The organism is Leptospira soteropolitanensis, assembly GCF_026151655.1.
Taxonomy (GTDB): domain Bacteria; phylum Spirochaetota; class Leptospiria; order Leptospirales; family Leptospiraceae; genus Leptospira_A; species Leptospira_A soteropolitanensis.
The window spans coordinates 102,321-121,329 of record NZ_JAMQPN010000006.1; the positions used below are offsets into that span (position 1 = coordinate 102,321).

At 37.2% G+C, this 19,009-nt stretch carries 18 protein-coding genes and 1 tRNA gene; 12 read left to right on the forward strand and 7 right to left on the reverse strand.

All coding sequences use genetic code 11. The features are described 5' to 3' along the window. The first annotated feature begins 88 nt into the window (after nt 1-88). From serC to ND811_RS13480, 4 genes are all read left to right on the forward strand, one after another. Nucleotides 89-1,186, forward strand: a complete 1,098-nt coding sequence (gene serC / locus ND811_RS13465; protein ID WP_265352586.1) for a 3-phosphoserine/phosphohydroxythreonine transaminase — start codon at nt 89-91, stop codon at nt 1,184-1,186. Further along, the gene (locus ND811_RS13470; RefSeq protein ID WP_265352585.1) at nt 1,179-1,838 is read left to right on the forward strand and encodes a hypothetical protein; all 660 of its coding nucleotides are present in this window, start codon (nt 1,179-1,181) and stop codon (nt 1,836-1,838) included. Before serC ends, ND811_RS13470 begins: the two co-directional genes overlap by 8 nt. Then, nucleotides 1,835-2,272: a ribose 5-phosphate isomerase B gene (gene rpiB / locus ND811_RS13475; RefSeq protein WP_265352584.1), complete on the forward strand. Its 438-nt coding sequence runs from the start codon at nt 1,835-1,837 to the stop codon at nt 2,270-2,272. Before ND811_RS13470 ends, rpiB begins: the two co-directional genes overlap by 4 nt. 89 nt (nt 2,273-2,361) lie before the next feature. Continuing rightward, a complete protein-coding gene (locus ND811_RS13480; RefSeq protein WP_265352667.1) occupies nt 2,362-3,927 on the forward strand; it encodes a LamG-like jellyroll fold domain-containing protein in 1,566 nt (521 codons plus the stop codon). On the opposite strand, the gene ND811_RS13485 is transcribed toward ND811_RS13480, so the two are convergent. From ND811_RS13485 to ND811_RS13500, 4 genes are read right to left on the reverse strand one after another with little or no spacing between them, the layout of a single operon-like run. Then, a complete protein-coding gene (locus ND811_RS13485; RefSeq protein WP_265365529.1) occupies nt 3,895-4,284 on the reverse strand; it encodes a hypothetical protein in 390 nt (129 codons plus the stop codon). The genes ND811_RS13480 and ND811_RS13485 overlap by 33 nt on opposite strands. Then, a complete protein-coding gene (locus tag ND811_RS13490) occupies nt 4,281-4,472 on the reverse strand; it encodes a CopG family transcriptional regulator (protein ID WP_265352582.1) in 192 nt (63 codons plus the stop codon). The genes ND811_RS13485 and ND811_RS13490 overlap by 4 nt, the downstream gene beginning before the upstream one ends. Next, the gene (locus tag ND811_RS13495; protein WP_265368945.1) at nt 4,472-5,080 is read right to left on the reverse strand and encodes a tetratricopeptide repeat protein; all 609 of its coding nucleotides are present in this window, start codon (nt 5,078-5,080) and stop codon (nt 4,472-4,474) included. Before ND811_RS13495 ends, ND811_RS13490 begins: the two co-directional genes overlap by 1 nt. Further along, entirely contained in the window at nt 5,052-7,829 is a 2,778-nt protein-coding gene (locus tag ND811_RS13500) for a hypothetical protein (RefSeq protein WP_265352580.1), read from the reverse strand. Before ND811_RS13500 ends, ND811_RS13495 begins: the two co-directional genes overlap by 29 nt. A gap of 50 nt (nt 7,830-7,879) precedes the next feature. Between ND811_RS13500 and ND811_RS13505 the strand changes: the two genes are divergently transcribed. Then, nucleotides 7,880-8,854, forward strand: a complete 975-nt coding sequence (locus ND811_RS13505) for an alkaline phosphatase family protein (protein ID WP_265352579.1) — start codon at nt 7,880-7,882, stop codon at nt 8,852-8,854. Here ND811_RS13505 and ND811_RS13510 read toward each other — a convergent pair. Next, entirely contained in the window at nt 8,851-10,020 is a 1,170-nt protein-coding gene (locus ND811_RS13510) for a tetratricopeptide repeat protein (protein WP_265352578.1), read from the reverse strand. The two genes, ND811_RS13505 and ND811_RS13510, sit on opposite strands and share 4 nt — an antisense overlap. Further along, the gene (locus tag ND811_RS13515; protein ID WP_265352577.1) at nt 10,017-11,702 is read right to left on the reverse strand and encodes a tetratricopeptide repeat protein; all 1,686 of its coding nucleotides are present in this window, start codon (nt 11,700-11,702) and stop codon (nt 10,017-10,019) included. Before ND811_RS13515 ends, ND811_RS13510 begins: the two co-directional genes overlap by 4 nt. A gap of 80 nt (nt 11,703-11,782) precedes the next feature. Between ND811_RS13515 and ND811_RS13520 the strand changes: the two genes are divergently transcribed. From ND811_RS13520 to ND811_RS13550, 7 genes are all read left to right on the forward strand, one after another. Further along, entirely contained in the window at nt 11,783-12,442 is a 660-nt protein-coding gene (locus tag ND811_RS13520) for a class I SAM-dependent methyltransferase (RefSeq protein WP_265352576.1), read from the forward strand. 46 nt (nt 12,443-12,488) lie between these two features. Further along, nucleotides 12,489-13,772 carry a UvrD-helicase domain-containing protein gene (locus tag ND811_RS13525; protein WP_265352575.1) on the forward strand — a complete coding sequence of 428 codons (1,284 nt, stop codon included), beginning with the start codon at nt 12,489-12,491 and terminating at the stop codon, nt 13,770-13,772. A gap of 14 nt (nt 13,773-13,786) precedes the next feature. Then, nucleotides 13,787-13,860 (forward strand) — tRNA-Val (locus tag ND811_RS13530). A 92-nt stretch (nt 13,861-13,952) separates the two neighbouring features. Then, nucleotides 13,953-14,633, forward strand: a complete 681-nt coding sequence (locus tag ND811_RS13535; protein WP_265352574.1) for a DUF6989 domain-containing protein — start codon at nt 13,953-13,955, stop codon at nt 14,631-14,633. Then, nucleotides 14,617-15,567, forward strand: a complete 951-nt coding sequence (locus tag ND811_RS13540) for an LA_2486 family SGNH/GDSL-type esterase (RefSeq protein WP_265352573.1) — start codon at nt 14,617-14,619, stop codon at nt 15,565-15,567. Before ND811_RS13535 ends, ND811_RS13540 begins: the two co-directional genes overlap by 17 nt. Before the next feature lie 42 nt (nt 15,568-15,609). Beyond that, complete coding sequence (locus ND811_RS13545; RefSeq protein ID WP_265352572.1) at nt 15,610-16,848, forward strand: LA_2490 family SGNH/GDSL-type esterase; 1,239 nt, start codon at nt 15,610-15,612, stop codon at nt 16,846-16,848. A 1-nt stretch (nt 16,849) separates the two neighbouring features. Beyond that, nucleotides 16,850-18,280 carry an MBOAT family O-acyltransferase gene (locus ND811_RS13550; RefSeq protein WP_265352571.1) on the forward strand — a complete coding sequence of 477 codons (1,431 nt, stop codon included), beginning with the start codon at nt 16,850-16,852 and terminating at the stop codon, nt 18,278-18,280. 136 nt (nt 18,281-18,416) lie between these two features. On the opposite strand, the gene ND811_RS13555 is transcribed toward ND811_RS13550, so the two are convergent. After that, a complete protein-coding gene (locus ND811_RS13555) occupies nt 18,417-19,007 on the reverse strand; it encodes a LemA family protein (protein WP_265352570.1) in 591 nt (196 codons plus the stop codon). Between the last annotated feature and the right edge of the window lie 2 nt (nt 19,008-19,009).

Genomic DNA, 19,009 nt, shown 5'->3' on the forward strand with positions numbered 1-19,009 from the left:
AGAATAACAACCTTTGTGATTCTGCAAAGCAAGTTTTAGAATAAAAATCTATTTACCGGGGGGTGGATCTTCAAAATTCTGTGGGAGAATGCCTACATTTACGCACAGAGTCTTCAATTTTAATGCCGGCCCTGCCATGTTGCCCACAGAAGTCATGGAGGAAGCAAAGGATGAGTTCCTAAATTACAAGGGTACTGGAATGTCTGTAATGGAAATGAGCCACAGGGGAAATGTTTTCCAAAATATTTTGGATGAATCTCTCCGTGACCTTAGGGAATTACTGGATCTACCCTCCCGTTATGCTGCGGTTTATTTTCCGGGTGGTGCCACTTTACAATTTTCGGCCATTCCTTTTAATTATTTAAAGACGGGAGAGTCTGCTGATTTTGCTGTTACAGGTGTTTGGGCCAAAAAAGCCTATGAAGAAGCAAAGAAATTTTATCCAAACGTAAAATCCATATTTAATGGGGCTGATTCAAAATATATGGAACTTCCCACGATCACAGATGAGATGGTGAATGAGGGAGCCAAATATGTTTATATCACTTCTAACAATACCATTTATGGAACGCGTTATAAAATTTTCCCTAAATTAAAAAAGGCTCCCCTTTTTGCTGATATGACAAGTGAGCTCTTAAGTCGAAAACTTCCCATAGAAGATTTTTCTGTCATTTTTGCAGGAGCACAAAAAAACATTGGGCCTTCTGGACTCACACTTGTCATTTATGACAAAGAAAAATTGCCAACACTCGATCATCCCGTTCCGAACCTAATGAACTTTGCTCTTATGGAAAAAAATGGATCTTTGTACAACACACCTCCCACTTATTCCATATACATTGCCGGCCTCGTGTTTAAATACCTAAAAAGAAAAGGTGGCCTTGCAGTGATGGAAGCTGCAAATGAAAGGAAAGCAAAAAAATTGTATGAGACAATCGATGCCTCAAACTTATTTTATGCACCGGTTCCAGAAGAGTTTCGTTCTGCTATGAATGTTGTTTTTCGTGGCCATAACGATAGTTTGGATTCTAAATTTTTAGCCCTTGCCGAAGAACAAGGCTTTGCTGGACTCAAAGGATACCGTGACGTAGGTGGGTTTCGCGCGAGTATTTACAATGCAATGCCCGAAGAAGGTGTGGATGCGCTGATTTCCTTTATCAAAGAATTTGAAAGGACTCATGGGTAATTTTTTTAGAACTTACCAACTCCTTTTCTTTATTTTTGTTGGATCGTTATCTGCTCATTCCCTATGGATTCCAGAAGGAAATTTAGGATGGGAAGCAGCTAAAGATTGTTATATACCTTTAAAAAAAGAAATTCCTCCTGGTGCGATTAGTCCAAGTCTCATCAATTTGGACCGTACTCGGATGGAAGAATATGCGAGAGAATCTGCCGAACTCCGTCTGGCTTCCCTAAACTGCTTTCGTGACCAGGTTTCCAAAAACCTTCCTGAGGAGGAACCTCTTACCTCTGATTTAGGTGAGTATTTCAAAGCCTCTTTACTCTCCGGTAAGGAAAAGGAAGAAATGTATTTTTCCTATGAGTGGCGAATCCTACTTTCTGATAGTCGCCCTTACCCACTGACTCCTGGTGAAGTCAATTTCGCCAAACAATGGTTTGAAGCGCATACAGAAGTTAAAGAGGAAATCACAAACCTATCTATCGAATACCTTTCTGAAAAAAATCCACAAACAAAATACAATAGGTATTTAGATCTTTTTACTGGATATTACGGAACCTTACTCCGCGAAAGAGATAAGTTTTTACTCTCTCTTTCGCTAGAATCCTTGAAGTCTTATACAGATGCCCTGAAACAACGAAAGGAAAAACCTGAATGAAAGAAAAAATTGGAATTGCTTCTGACCACGGAGGATTTGCTCTCAAAGAATTCCTCAGGAAAAGTCTCGAGGAAACGTATGAAATTGTCGATTACGGTACTAAGAGCGAAGAGTCCGTTGACTACCCCACCATCATTGGAGAAGCCTGCCGAAAGGTTCTTTCTGGTGAAGTTCCAAGACTCATCGCCCTTTGCGGAACAGGCATTGGAGCCTCCATTGCTGCCAACCGTTTCAAAGGCATTCGAGCGGCCCTTTGCCATGATGAGTTTACGGCGGAGATGTCCAAACGCCATAACAATGCCAATGTTTTGGTTTTAGGGGGAAGGGTTCTCGGAACAGATTTAGCACAGAGAATCGTAAAAAAATGGATAGAAACAGAATTCGAAGGTGGAAGGCACCAAAAACGATTGGGACTGATCGAAGAGCAATCGTAGTTATATTCTTAATTTTGGGTCTACCTATCTTTGGATGGGAAGTCCCCAAAAAAGAGAATTTAGACCTAGGCCTGTGGAAAAAAATCGGTGTGGTTCAAAATTCAGAACCAGGCAAAAAAAACTTCCTTAAACCAAAAGAGAATACACCCAAACATGGCGAACTTTTCTTCGATTTTGAAGGAGAGGTATCCGAACCACAGATCTCAGAAACCGGCATTCCATATCAATCAAAGTCCATATCTGTCGTATCTTCTTCTTATTTAGTTGATGACCAAACCTATTTTTTTGGCCGAAAATCTGCATATTTTTCCGGTCGGAGAAACCAGATCCACCTTTCTGTTTCAGGCAATTCTCTTTTTGGAACCCATCCTGATGCATTTACCATTACCATACCCATTCGTTTGGGAGAACAAGGTGCAGGCTCTGTCATTTTAGATCGAACAGTCTTTGTGAAGGGTAAAAAATATGGCATCTCACTGGAGTTAAATGAAAGTAAGCCAACCCTCTATGTGAATAACCTTCTCCAAAAATCAGATGGTAGGACTACCAGTTTCATTTTAGAATCACCAGTAAAACTCAAAAGAAAAACTTGGGAAGTGATATCCATTTATTTTGATACATTAGATCATAAATACACAATGTACCAAAATGGAATCGAAACGGCTGAATATGAAAATAAACAACCGGATACTGTAGGATTTGGATTTCCTGAAAATGATTCCACTCCTCTTGTTCTCGGGAAATCATTTTATGGAAACCTGGATGGATTTCATATCCATAAAGGCGAGCCAGAAATTGAATATACTAAGTTTGAAAAAGTACGTTATGATGATGAAACCAAAATTGGTTTTATGGAAGGAAGTACAGCTATATCTCCAGTTTTAGAAACTAAATATAGTAACTCTAACTTAACTCGCGTTCACTGGAGTATCGAACAACCAAAAGATACAATGCTCGAATTGTATTTTAGAGGTTCCAATCAAAAGTTTGTGGATTCCAACGTCAAACTTCCTTGGACAAGGATACAATCTTTAGATCGCGATCTTCCTAAAAATAAATTCAAATACTACCAATGGAAATTATGGTTCAGGCCTGATCCAATGGGAAAATCCGTTCCTAATGTCATATCCTTATCGTTTGAGTATATGGAACAAACTCCTCCCGATGTGCCGACCAGGTTTCGATTGGAATCTAATCCTATGCCAGGGAAACCACTTTGTTTTTTATGGAACTCCAACCACGAAAAGGAAGTGCAAAATGGCGGCGGTTATATGATCCATTATGGTCTCACTCCCCAACGAATGTTAGGTTCTGTCTTTGTTAAAAAAGATAAAAACGGTAACTTAGCAAAAATTGACGGTAACGATGATGAAAGAGGATTCCAGAACAAAAGATTCTGTCTTACTGAAGACACTTTAATAAATAATATTTATATTCCAGAAGGAGAACTTACTTCCGAAGATTTCAGACCTCTTGCAGATCAAGTGGATGTATCTAGAAAAGAAAAAAGAGGACTACTTTTCCAACCTGGTTTAACTTATTACTTTAGAATCTCAGCTTACAATCGTTACTTAAACGAATGGGATTCAAAAGACCAAAGAAGTCCACTTTCTGCTCCCATTTCATTTAGTTTCCCAAAAGAAATTTCTAACTAAAAGCAAAGGAAGAGAGGTGATCTCTCTTTCTAAATCCACTAAAACAGTATCCATCCCTTCTTTTATAGCTATTGCCATTTCTATATCACATGTCTCTGACATAAAAATTTGTGTTCTCAAACCTTCTGTATCCAAATCAAAAATAGAATCAGTAAGATCTTCGAGGTATCGAAGGATTTGTTTTTTTTTCTCAACTTCTATATCTCCCAATAGTTGAAATAATAAAAAAACAGAAAGTGACGATGTGTAAAATCTGTCGTGATTATCTAAAGATTCCAACAATAGTTTTTGAATTATAGTTTTCCTAGAAGAGCTTAATAAGGCAAAAATAACGGAAGAGGTTAAATAAATCTTCAATCGAGTAACTCCGATAAAGCTACTACAGCTTGTCTTTTCAAAAGTTCCGACTTTTGAATGATTTCATTTTTTAAAGCCATACGAACCAACTCTCCTTGCGAGACTCCTCTTCTTTTGGCCTCGTTTTTTAAAAGAATTTGCTCTTCTTCCGATAGTAGAATCTGGAATCGTTTATCTATTTTTGCCATTAATCTTCTTCTTCTAGTTCTTTTTCTGCCTTTTCAAATTTGCGCCAATACAAACTGGCATCCTGCCATTGCCCTAATGATTCGTAAAGAGAGGCAATATTATAATAAGATTCTGTCAGTCGATAGTCTAACTTTACAGCCTTTTGGAATAACTTAATCGACTTCTCTTTGTTATCTGAAAACCATTCGCTGAAAGCCCAAAGATAATACCATCGTCCTAGGTTTGGATCCCTGGGTCGTACTTTTTCTAAATGTAATACATTCTCTTGAAAAAGTTTCGAAGACAGATTGTAGTTTTTTTGAATTACTTTTGCTTTATTGATTCGGTCTTCTGCAGGTTCATCTGGCCTTGGAACGGATAAATCGTTTCGATAAAGCAAAGCTTTTGCGTATAATAAATTAAAATATAATTCATTTTTGCTGAGATCAAGGTAACGTTCCAAATAAGGTATGGAGGAAGTTTCTTCATCTACTTTGTGCAAGTTGTAAATTTGTTTTTTTAGGGCAGAGGTTTCTTCTTTTTTTTTGCTACCACCGGCCCATATACTATGGATGGAAAAGAGAAAAATACAGATTATTTTAAAAGTATAAGTAGAAGTTCTGTCCATCATCAGGGAATTTCATCGATTTGATTTCATGGCGAAAAGGTAATTCCTCTAGTTTCTGAATTACAGAAAGGTATATATCCTTTGCTGTTACAATTAACATAGAATTTGGTGATGTTTCAATTAATCGATCTTTGCTTTCTAAATAAGTTTGAATGGAATCGATAAAATGTCTTTTAGAACGTTCCCAGTCAGGAGTTGGATTGTATTCGGGCCACTGGATGCGAAGTACGGAAGTAGTTCGTTTCCCACCGAAGGTGGCTTGCATAAAGGAACGAATCATCCAAGATAAACTATCTTTTAAAAACTCAGGTTTTCTCTCCTCCTTTTCCACAAGAACATGTAGGGCGGGAATTACCTGGCGAAGTTTCTCCTGGATCATACGTTTTTGAGAATCTAAAAACTTTGCCCTTTCTTCCTTATTTAAAAGCACTAAAAAGATACCGGGAAAACCTAAAGATTCCATATGAAATGCGATGATGGCTTCTGTCTGTAATAGTATCTCCCAGGAAAACTTCTTAGCAATAAATCGGTCAAGTCTGACAGTATCGTCTACATCGAACATTGCAAAACCAGATTCATCAAAAGGTAAGTAAGGGTCATGATGTAAAAAAATTAAATTAGAACGAGTGTTATAGTCTAATCCGGAAGAAATTTGATTATGGAAAGAACCTAAAGAATCATTCAAAAATAAATAAGAAAACCTGGGAGAACCAAGTCTTGAAATAAAGTTTTTTGTATAACCAACAATCCCATCATAAGAAATTTCATTTTCGCGATAAATTTTATCGAGTAAACTATACTCCACACGTTTTTCTTCAGGAACTAATGTCAGAAAATTTTCAAAGATAGGTTTCGATATGGATTGTTCCTGTGTTTCTTCTCTTTTGGTCACTGAATGAACCAACTTCTCCAACTCAGGATTAAAAATAGTTTCTCGTTTTTTTTGTACTGCATCTAAGATGGCGACTCGTCTCCAAGTAGCAGGAGGTAAAATTTTAAAACTCGTTTTTTTCACAGGATTTGTATTCTTTATAACGGACTCCATTTTTGTTTCAATTCCTTCTTGATTAGGAGTCGATTTTTTTATCTCTACTTCTTTCTCAAATGACTCTTCACTCACCAAAGGGGATTCCCCTAACTTAACATGGTGATCCCATTTCCTTTTGATAGAAGCCCATAATACAAAGAAAATCCAAGGTCCGATGAACAAATATCCAAAACTAAATAAATAAGGAGGAAAGGAAGAATAACGATACACGGACAAACCTGATAAAAAACCTGGTTTTCCATGTTCTTTGGCAATATAATAAGAATGAAATTTATGATGTAAAAAACCTACAGACTGCTTTTTCGATTCTAAGTGAACAAACCTAGAAGTATCTTCTAATTTCCAGGTTCTTGGGTTAAACAAAACTTGCTCCTTACTTTTGTTATCTGAAAGTTTTGCAGAAACTAAGGGGAAATAGAACTCGTCTCTGTCTTTTTCCTTTTTTGCTTGTAGAAGATTAGAATCAAGAACCGCAATTAAAATAGATATCGAAGCATCTTCAAGATTCCTTTTGGGAATTAAATATACCAAATCAATTTCTGATTCCACCAATATCGTAATCGGATGTTTTTGTATCCTTTGAAATAATCCAAAAATTTCGATTCCAAATCGATTTTGTATGGTTTTATTTTCTTTAGATCCCTCTTTCCAAAGGTAAATTTCAGAAACAATTCTTTCTGTTTCGCCTTGTCCCCCACCTTCACCAAGACCTTCGCGAAGCAAATTTTTTTCAAGAACCGAAAGGGTTTCTTCAAATTGAATCAATCGATGTTTTGTCCAAGGTTTGTAATACCTGTAGTCAGGAAAAAGTTCAAAACTTTTCTGATAGAACAAAAGTAAAATAAGATAAACAATTACAGGCAAAAGAATTCTTCTTTTGAATTGAAAACCATGTGTATGAATGACAATCCAAATAAAACGTATATAAAAAAGACCAGTAAAGGTAAAAAGAAAAAGTATAAAACATCCGAATCGAATCTCATCTGCTTCCGAGTCAGATTGGCGAAGTAAATAAACAGAAAAATTTTCGGTTTTTTCTAAAAGAAGTTTTGCATCTTCACCATCTAACTGCCAGCTAATGGTTTGTCCTTCCTTTCCAGAAAACAAACCTAACAATTGATTAACCTCTCTATCCCCTGACAAAATTGATTCATCATTGGTATAAAGAATCTTTTGTGACTTGGGATCAAAGGCCCAGTATAAATAACCGTATTCTAAGTTAGCATTTTGAATTTGTTTTGGTAAAGAAGGACCCGGTGGAAATACCACAAAGAATTTACCAGATAAATCTCTATATACAAAATCTCCGTTTGCTAAGGTTCGAAGTTTTCCTTCTAATAAACCTGATGGATCTTGTCTGAGTTCTTGTTGAAAAATTTCGTTTGTTTCAATTGTACTATGAATCAATCGAAGAGAATCATCATACAATCGCACATAACTTAGACCTAACGTTTGTTTGATTCTTTTGGTCACCAAAGAGGCCCGATAAGGTAAGGCCGATTCACGAAAAAAGAACTCAAGGGTATTTAAATACTCTTTTGTCCGGTCTTCATCATAACGTTTTAAGGCAGAAACTAAATTGGATTTCAACTGGTAAGGCCGAATCCATTCAAAATATCCAAACAAAACGGAGGTGACAAGCAGGGAAACGACTAAGTATCCAAAAAGAATAGACAAGTTTCCGAAATTCCGTTTCATCATTCTAATTATCGGGTTGTCATTGGCAAAAACCAATCAGTCCAAGGAAAGGAATGATTTTTTATGTATTTTTGGACGGTGTGGGAATCGCAAATTACGACCCCAAATCCAATCCATTCAGTAGATTTGCCAAAGGTTTTTTAGCTCCCGTGGGAGGAATTCCGAAGTCCGATGCAGACTTGCCGGTTTTGCCATCAAAATTGCACTATATCAAAACGGATGCCCACATGGGGGTTCCGGGCCTTCCACAATCTGCCACAGGCCAAACAGCACTTTGGACGGGAATTCCTGGCCCGAAGGTGTTAGAACGCCATGTTAGCGGATTTCCAACGGTTACCCTTCGTAAAATCATAGCAAAATATTCTCTCATAAAAGTTCTAAACGAAAACGGATTCTTAAGTGATTTTTTAAATTGTTTTTCACCGCCCTACCTTAAACACGTCGAAGAAAAACCAAAACTCGTATCCGCCTCCACCTTAGTCCAGTTAGCTAGTGGGCGCCCCTTAAAGAACTTTGATGATCTAGCGAATGGTAGAGGTCTCTATATGGATTTAACACATGAAATCATGGGCACTCTTGGGATTGATATGTTAAAACCTGGAGATCCACTTCTCGAAAAACGAGACCCCTATCAATTAGGAAAAGAATCTTTCATTAGGTTTGGAAATTACAAGTTGGCTTTGTATGAGTATTTTCTCACCGACAAAGTAGGACATGCAATGGATTGGGAAAAGGCAGAACATGTTATCAAAAACTTAGAAGTTTTTTTTCGAGGTTTATTGGAAAGTTTAGATCCCGAAAACGATTTACTGATTGTTTCCAGTGACCACGGTAACATGGAAGACTTAAGTCAAAAAAACCATACGGAAAACCCGGCGGCCACCATCCTCTATGGTAAGGATGCTGACCGCTTCGCTGAAAATATACATTCGCTTGCAGACATTGTTCCTGAAATTTATAAAACTTTCGGAATGGAGGAAGCTCTCCAGAATACAAAATCGAATGAATTTCTAATGAAAGCCGACTAAAACTCCAAATCATTCCCTGAATCTGGTTTTGTGGAAACCGAACCTGGTTTGGATGAATAGGAATCAGACGATACATCTGAACCATCTAGATCATTGTGGTCGGTAAACTGATCGAGTGATTCTTTTTTCCATGCAATCGCCTTGTCGGTAATCTGGTTTTTAGGGTATTTATCTACAATCGTTTGAAAGATACCTGCTGCTTTTTCAAATTTGCCTTGTCTGAAATAAATAGTGCCTTTTTTGTATAACGCTGCTTGATCGAGAGAATAATCACTATTATTCAAAACCTTATTGATATAAGTTAGTGATTCGGTTTGTTTTCCCATCGCATCAAAAGACAAAGCGATGTAATACAAAGCTTCCTCTTCTTTTTTAGGAGTAGGATTTACACTGAGCACTTTTTGGAATAACTCAACAGCCTTAGTGTATTGTTTTTTTGTATAATTTTCTTTTGCATCTTTTAAGACAGAGTCTTTGTATTCACCTACTACTTTTTCATCAGCACCTGCTAACTGATCAGCTGTTTCAATATATTCATCGAATACATCAAACGAAGCCCAATCTTTTCCTAGTTTACGCAGTGATCTTCCCCAGCCAATTCTTGATTCTGTATTGTTTGGATCTTCTTGTAAGGCAAGAGTATAATTTTTACGGGCAGTTTCAAAATTTCCGGTTCGGTAATAGTAATCAGCAAGAGAAAGAAATGATTTAGATCTGAGTTTATTTTCAGAACTTGTTTGCAGAACAGATTCTAAATGCACTTTTCCTTCAGATTCATTTCCAATCTTTAGAAGTAAGTTCCCAAGTGAATAACTCAATCGCTCTTTATCTTCTGGTTTAAGATTTGGATTCTTTTTTAAATCCTTATAAATATCAAGGGCAGGATAAAAATCAGAGTTTTTCTCTAAGGCTCTTGCTTGGTTGTATTTGATCTGGAATTCATACTTTTCCGTACCTCGTTTACCAGCTAACTCAGAAAAAATCGCTATTGCCTTTTCCTTACTTTGCGGGTTCGATTGTTTTAGATACTCTTCCCCTTCTGCAATTCTTTCCAAAATCGCTTGCGACTGGTCTTCCTTTGCAGAAATATTTGTTTGGTAGTAGGCAGTGGAAAGCCCTGCAACAATAAACAAAAAACCAGCTAAAGTTACTATAATTCGATTCATAAATTCCCTCTACCCGCTTGACCCAGGGTTTGATTCGTCCAAAATTCTACTCGAGATGGTGAATAAGATTTAGTTTCCCTTTTCAAAAAACATTTTAAGGCTTTTTTTGTATCACCAGTTTTTAACGCACTCACTCCTAGAAAAAACATTGCCTTTCCTCTCAAGTAAGTGTTAGATTCATTTTTTAAATATTCTTCTAACCGATAAACTGCTACTTCATATTTTTTACGAAGAACCGTTTCTTTGATAATTTGATTCAAATCCGTTTGACCTAAATCATAATTAACAGTTGCCGAAGTTTCTTCCTTAAAATCATTTGCCTGCTCTGCATTTTCTCTAGGAGGCAAACTCTCTGTTGGTGTTACAGCATGTTCATTTTTATAGACTTCTGTTTTTTCTGGCTCTTTTTTAGGACGAGACTCCGCCACTACATTCGGTTCTTCCTTGGGAGCAATGTCCTTTGAAAAATCATACTTAAAGTAAGAAACATTTTCTTTTAAATTATAATCTTCTGGAATTCCGTTGGATTTTGCGGTTACACCAAAATAAAGTTCATCTATTTCTTTTAACTCTTTGATGAAAAAATTTGTTTTTGGATGAACTACCGTGGCAACTTTTACCACAGAACCTTGTCCAAAGGAAGCAGACCCTTGGTTTAGTGGTTTTACAGAAGCATACAAACTATATATAGTAGATTCGTCGGCCGCTTCAGGGCTAATCCAACTGATCACGGCACCTTTCCCTACACGCTCATAACCGAGTCCACGAACGTGCATTACTCCACCTAAATCAGCATGTGTATCATTTGATGCAACTTCCTGTTTTGGTTTTACGGGTGTCTCTTCCACAATGACTTCTGCATTGTTTTTCTGAGTCTGTTTTACATAAAACACACGTAAGGTAGATTTTTTATCTTCTAAGGGAAGTGTTTCTTCGCCTCCAACTTGTTTTACAGAAACTCCATAATACAATGTTTGTGATTTATCCAAATCTTGGTCTAAAAAAGTATTTACGGGATGTGTGAGTTCTGCCAATTTTTCTGCCTTTTGCATCAGAGGTAAACTTGTCAGTGGGGTATTTGACCTGTAAACTGTGTATAAAGTTCTTCCCGCAGTAGCACCGTTTGGTGGTGTCCAATTCAACCGAATGTATTTTTTTTCAATATTTGCAGTAATTCCAGAAACCCCACCTACCATTGAATGAATTCCAGCATCTGCAGGAAAGGCCGGAAAATCTGGATTTTGACCAACAACTGGTGTGCCATTTTCTTCTGCTATATGTATAGGTGTTACGGAGTAGTTTTGGTTGGCAAAAAGTTTCACCTCTCTTCGCCTAACATCAGACACCATAACAATCGCATAATAATAAGTTCCCGGTTTTAAATTATAATCAAAATAAACACGAGTAGGATTTGAAGTAGAGGTTTTATACCTCCCAAGAGAATCTGCAATGTACAATTTGTCTGGACTATCGATCAAAACTGAAGACCTTGCCACAATGATTTCGCCTTCCTGTTTAGGTGGATCCCAATCTAAACGAATCGATTTTTTATCTGGCAGGAGGCTAACATGAATTGCCTTCGCTATGGTAGGATAACGACTTTCCTCAAATCCAGAGTCCGCAGAAACCGGAACAAGTGAAAAGAACAGCGCAACCATCCAGAGCTGAATCGAGAACTTCATACTTAGATTTTCGGTGTTATCAGTCTCCTAATTGAATTTTTCGTTTGTACTTTCCCAGCTTTTCTGTAAGAATTGTCATTATGTCCGAAACGGAATACTACCGTTCCCAAAATTACCAAGAATACTTACTCTCTAGCCACAGGAGAGAGGTCTGCCCACCAGAGGATGTATACGCATTTTTCAATTGGAAGGGATTAAACAACCTTGTGGACTTTGGAAGTGGGCTCGGATTTTACTTCACTGAATTTCGAAAGTGGTTTCCCCATGTTTGGATTTGGGCCGCAGAATGCCAACAAGAGATCATCGATATGATTTTACGTCGCAAACTAATGGAAGGAATTGAACAACTTACCCCTTTTCATTTGGACCAATCCGACCACCCACTACTTCCAGAATGGGTTCCTGTTCCAGAAATCATTTTTGCCTCCCTATCCCTTTCTACATTCCCTAACCCAGGTTTGGCGATGGATGGACTCATTCGTTCTATGAAAGCCGGTGGGAGACTTTTTATTGTAGATTGGTCAAAAACGGAATCTGGCTTCGGACCAAAAATCAATGAAAAGATATCGATGGATAAAATGAAATTTTTGGCAGAAGAATACAAATTAGAAGTCACAAAATCAGGAAGAATTTCAGAACATTTTTACGGAATGGAAGTGAAAGCTAGTTCCAATTTTATATATGGATATTACGATCTCAAAGAAGAGGAAGATGAAGACACAGCCGTTTTCAAACAATAGCCAAATAAACTAGAACCAAAACTATTTTTTCTTCGCTAACTTATTTATGTGGAGTGAAGAACAAAAATCCATCATAAAATCGGAACATCTCATTAAACAAGTGATTGCTGGTGCCGGTTCTGGAAAAACGGCAACGATGGTTGGACTTTTGGAAGAAAGAGAAAAACAAAACTCCATTCTACCAGAAAACACTCTTGTCGTTACCTTTACAAAAAAAGCAACTCACGAATTCAAAGAAAGGTGCCAAAAAAAAGGTCTTTCTTCTAGGTATCATATCTCTACCTTTCACGCGTTTTGTTACTATGCTCTCAAACATTTTGACAATTCTAAAAATTGGTCAAAATTTAAATTACTCAGCCAATCTAAAAAATGGAAAATAACAAAAGAACTCTTAAATTCAATTCAATTTGAAATTGGAGGTGTTCCTTTTCCGATTTTATTTAAGAATGATGCTAAACATTTTAAAGAAATCTCTCTCGAAAAGTATCATACTTTTAGTAGGTCTTTTCAATGGTGGAAGGATAAAAATAATTATTTTGAATTCGATGACTTAATCTTTGATTTCCTAAAATTTTTAGATTCAGAATCTTCAAACACTGTAAAAAATAGATGGAAGGCCCTCATCATAGATGAGTTCCAAGATACAGATGAAGTTCAACTGCAAATCATAAAAAAAATGAATTTTAAATCCATTACAGTAGTCGGCGATGATTGGCAGGCTATCTACGGATTTCGCGGGGCAACCCCCAAACCTTTTTTAGAATTTCCCAATCACTTTCCAAACGTAGTCCAATTTTTTTTATCCACTAACTATCGTTCCAATAAATCCATCATCGAATCTTCCTTACTTCCTTTAAAAAAGAATAAGGAAAAAATTACAAAACAGGTAAAAACCTTTCGTACTGAAAAAGGGATTTTTCAAGTTGAACGAATTAAAGATACCCAAGAAGACCCAATGAAAATTTGGAATGAATGGTACAAGAAAGATTCCTCATCTATAATCCTCACTCGAAGTAATTTTAGAAAACACGAATGGATCGAAAACGGAGTACCTGCTTTGCAAGTCATGACCATCCATAGTGCCAAAGGATTAGAATTCAGAACGGTCCTGTTAGATCTGGTGTTAGGGTGGAGTGAGGACATAGAAGATATAGATGAAGCGGAAGAAAGAAGGATTCTCTATGTCGGCCTTTCCCGAGCCAAAGACAATTTGGTACTTTTAATTCCTGATCTGACCAAACCGAAACGATTAGCAGACAGGATGAGCGAGGATTTTTCCATCCGGAACCGATTTCGAAATCGTACTTTACGGTGGGCTCGGCTCTGGTGAAGTGGTTTTACCTTGGGGGATTAGCTCAGTTGGTTAGAGCGCTACCTTGACATGGTAGAGGTCACTGGTTCGAACCCAGTATCTCCCAAGTATCAGTCATTTTCGCATTTTCATTTTTTCGTCTCAATTAACCTCAGTTTCGACTTGCATCCTATCCATTCCTCCTTAAACTTCGAAGCGATGAAACCTAAGTTCCTAGCAGAAGAATTCCTTTTAGCATTGTATTTTTTGGTATTTAGTATTGTTTCCGGATTTGTTCTGTATTGGGGACAAAGTTCGGCCGGGATCAAACTAGCTTCTCTCACCTTATTATTTCATGTCAGTTTTGCGGCCTTAAGTTTGTTACTACGTTGGCATACTCCATTTCGTATTTGGAAATTTTTAGTCCCTTTATCCATTTTTATGATATTTCCTGATTGGTTTCTTTCCAGCGCCTTACAAATCCTAGTTTTCCCAGAAGATGGTTTTTTGAAAATTGGAACTGTTTCTGGTTATATGGCAGGACTTTGGGCCATCCCACTTTTTATCTGCGTATATACGGGAATCAAACTGGAAGAGATGTCCGTTTCTATTGTTGGAACCTGCCTTTGGGTTGGTATCGTAGCCTTAGCTATTTTTGGAACTTCGGAAGCTACCATGTGGATTTTAGGATCTTGGTATCCGCAAAATGTTAAAATGTGGGGAAAGGTCGCCTATTATGTATTAGTTCCAGAGATGATATTAGGAATTACAACTTATCTCGCTTACCAAGGATTTTCTTATTCCGCTTATATCTTTCAAATTGCAATGGGTTTTTTAGTGATGCTTCTTTATATGGGAAACCTTTCTTTCTTTTATCTTCTCATTGAAAAAATACTATAAGTTTATTCTCTTTTTAAAGCTAACACCCCTCCTAATTGTTCTAATTGGGGAGGGTATTTTTAGATTTCTCTCTAAAACAGATCCAGATGAAATTCGGTATAAACAAATCCATTGTTTATACGACTTCTCCGAAATTCGTCTATGTCCAAATCGAAACGAAAGTTTTATCCGCAAAGATGGAAAAATTTGGGACATCCAAACCAATGATTTTGGAGAAAGAATCCTTTCGAACAACATAGAATCCACCAATTTATGGTTAATCGGAGATTCTATGGCGATGGGGTATGGTTTACCAACAAACGAAACACCTTCTTTTTATTTAAAATCCAAATATAAGATAGATGTTCGATTACTTGCCGTCGATGCGATCGGAACGAATGGAATTTTAAGAATCCTTAAAGATTCTCTGAAATTCCAAAAATCAGAAAAACATCCAGAAAAGATTTATTGGATCTGGAATCCTTCTGACTTCATTGATGATGAAAGAGAAAAAGTGGGAATCAAACGCTATCTTTATCCCATCCATTACCTTCTCGTAAGAAATTCCTATTTCTATCGGTTCCTACTCCCCACACCACCGGCAAATAAGTACACTTCGTACGGGAATCCCATCCTCTATCCAAAAAGTCATATCACTTATTCTAACTTGAGAAAATTTTTTAGCGACCCCTTGGTTCCGAAAGAAAAGCTAACAATTCTTTTCAGTTGGGGAATGGCAGGAGATGGACACCCCGACACCAAAGACCTGAATTACGAAATGGCAAAAGAGTTCTTTAAAGAACAGGATGTGAAAACGATTGATCTCCGAACCAAAACTTTGGAATTGTATAGAAAGAAAAAACCGGTTTATATCCCAAGTGATGGTCATCCAGGGCCCGCCCTAGCAGAACTTTTTGCCGATGCCATAGCCAAGCACTTCCTAAATTTACCTTAGAAATGCTTGATTCCCAGCCTGAATTCTAAAGTTTAGAGGGATATGATTCAAAACTGGAAACGATGGGGAGCCATTGTCCTATTTTTCCCGTTGGCGTTACTTTCATTGGAGTTGATTTTAAGGGCTTCCAATCCGCCTGCTTTACGTTATTACCGCGATGTAAAACTTCTACATGCCTACCATCCCGAATATGGAGTCACTTTAGAACCAAACGAAAGTCTCTTCGTACGTCATTATGCCGATTTATGGCAAGGCCAATTCACCACGAATTCACTTGGTCTTCGAGGACGAGAAGAGCCCATTTCTGGAAAACCAAAACTTATTTGTTTAGGGGATAGTTTGGTTATGGGATTTGGTGTCTCAGATGAAGATACTTTTTGTTCTAAACTTGGAAGTTACGAAGAAAATGGAATCTCTTTCCAAAGTCTCAATTTAGGTGTAGATGCTTATGGATCACTTGGTTCTTACAAACGCCTAAAAGATATGTCTACAAAGATTGACAATATCAAAACAGTATTGTTTTTTATTTCACCGAACGATTTTACAATGCCTGAGGAATTACGTGCACAAGGTATCCTTCCTGATGATGAAAACGATGCCATACATGAAAATGATCCTATATGGAAAAAGAACTTTCGGCTTCAATTTGAACTCACTAGAATTTCTTATCTTTTGCAAGCTCTAAAACTTGCTTATGAACAAACAAAAGTTAAGTTGGCACAAACTAAATACTTAGTGAAAACTGATACACTATTACTTTCGACATCTCCTTTCGTTTATTTGCGAGAGACATTTATACTACCCATCAAACAACAGAAATGCGCGGAAAATAAGGACTTTGTTTGCCCGGCACCTCTTCAAAATTTAAATGTTATATGTTCCGATACTCCGGTAGATCCCAATTCTCTTGAACCTCTTCCCGAAACTACAACAAGGGCCTATGACTTAATGATAGCACTATCTAAAGAAAAAGGATATAAGTTTGTTCCTGTTATCCTTCCGATGCAAATCGAAGAAGTGTATTGTCGACAAATGGGAAAGTACAATACACTTGGTGGTTATGCCATCCGCGCTAAAAAGTATTTAGACTCCAAAGGAATCCAAACTCTTGATATCCTTCCCTATACGGACAAAATGTGCGGGCGTGAGTTTACCTTACGTGGACAAACAAAAAAAGCAGGAATTCAAGATTATTATATCCCTGGTGATGGCCATCTTACCAAACTAGGCAATCTTTGGGCTGCAGAATCTATTAAAGAAGCACTAAAGGAAATCAAATAATATGCTTTTTAATTCAGTTCACTATTTGATCTTTGCTCCCGTTGTTATCCTTGTATATTTTTTGATTCCAAAACGATTCCAAGGTCTTTGGTTATTTATTGTTAGCTTGTATTTTTATGCAATCTTTCGTATCCCTTTCCTAATCTTACTCGTTTTTTCCTTCGTTATTACTAAACTTGCTGTCGATTACATGGAATTTGCCTCCTCTAAAGGGAAAAAACTCTTTTGGTTGAACGTTGCTGTTTGGAGTAACTTAAGTTTACTTTTTGTATTTAAATATCTGGATTTTTCCATCACAGTTTGGAACCAAACTTTTTCTCTGACTCCTTGTGATCCAGAATTTGTACAAAAATCAGGAATCCTACTTCCTATGGGAATCAGCTTTTTCACCTTACAAGCTGTATCTTATGCCGTTGATGTTTACAAAGGTGTTGTTGAAAGAGCAAAATCCATTTTTCACTTCGGACTCTTTCTTGCATTTTTTCCACAACTTGTCGCAGGTCCCATTTTACGTGCAAGCGACGTTCTCCACCAGTTTTTAGATTCAAAAGACTTTTCCAGAGAAAACTTAAAACAAGGTCTCAAACAACTTTTCTGGGGAATCTTTAAAAAGACCTTCATTGCAGATCCTATTTCCTATGTGATTGATCCTATATATGGTAGCCCAACAGAATACAATTGGATTGCGATGTGGATTGCTGCCTCTCTTTTTGCAGTTCAAATCTATTGTGATTTTTCCGGATATTCTGACATCGCCATAGGAACCGCAAGGATACTAGGCTTTCATATTCCAAAAAACTTTGATCGGCCCTTTTTATCGGGCACACTCAGTGAACTATGGAGACGTTGGCATATATCCTTTAGCTCCTGGTTACGTGACTATGTTTACATCACTCTTGGTGGGAATAGACGTGGTGAGATTATGGCCTATGTTAATTTATTCATCACAACCTTTGTTTCTGGAATTTGGCATGGGGCCGATTGGACCTTTGTATTTTGGGGAACACTCCATTCCACGATGATGGTTGTGGAAAAATTCGTTTTCAAATTTGAATCCATGCGTAACGCCTGGAACCGAGTCCCTCGTTCCATCCAACCAATTTATCCCGTTGGCATTTTTGTTTTATCTTGTTTTTTCTTTCGAGCAAAAGCTACTCCCGAAGTTTCCACTGGAATGGGTATCGCCAATATTATGTTAGAACGTGCGTTTACTGGTGCTTCAGGAATGTTTCCTCAAATGAGTATAAGTCTTGTGATCCTAGTTGGATTTTTGTTTTTAGTAGATATATTACAAGATAGAGATGAAGACAGATTTAAATTTATAACAGATAATTTGTATTTTTTGATTCCATCTTGTATCTTACTTTATATAGTTTCTTTCATTATTTATAGTGTGACTGTATCAAGCCCTTTCCTCTACTTCCAGTTTTAAACAAAAAAGCCGGCATATTTGCCGGCTTCGTATTATAAACTTAGGATCAATTGCTTCACTTTATATTTGTGTTACACTAAGTTGGATTCCCATTTTTAAAATCAAATGAAATTTATATTCCATTTTTACTTGAGAATTAGAATTCTACTTTTGGTGCATTCTCAATTGCTTTTTGGTCTTCCACTGTGAAAGTTGCTTTTGCGTCATAACCAAAGGCTTTCGCAGTTAGGACCGCAGGGAACTGACGAATGTAAACATTGTATTCTTTAGTAGCTTTGATAAAACGGTTTCTTGCTACAGTAATTCTATTTTCTGTTCCTTCCAACTGTGCCATCAAATCAGAAAAATGTTGGTCAGATTTTAATTGAGGATAGTTTTCTTGGATCATAAGAAGTCTAGACAATGCAGATCCCAATTGACCTTGTGCTTGGTCAAATTGTTTTAAACTTTCGGGATTGTTAACCAGTTCAGGAGTAGCTTGGATAGATCCAATTTTTGCTCTTGCATCGGCAATTCCTTTCATGATGTCTTTTTCTTGGTTGGCAAACCCTTTGACCGCTGAAACCAAATTGGGTACTAAGTCAGATCTTCGTTTGTATTGGTTGAGAACTTCTGCCCAAGAAGCAGTCACTTCTTCATCCAACTCTTGGATACGATTATAACCGCAGTTGGTAAGCAGTGTTGCCATAAGGGAAACTAGAAAAATGGTTCGAAACATTCTTGTCATGG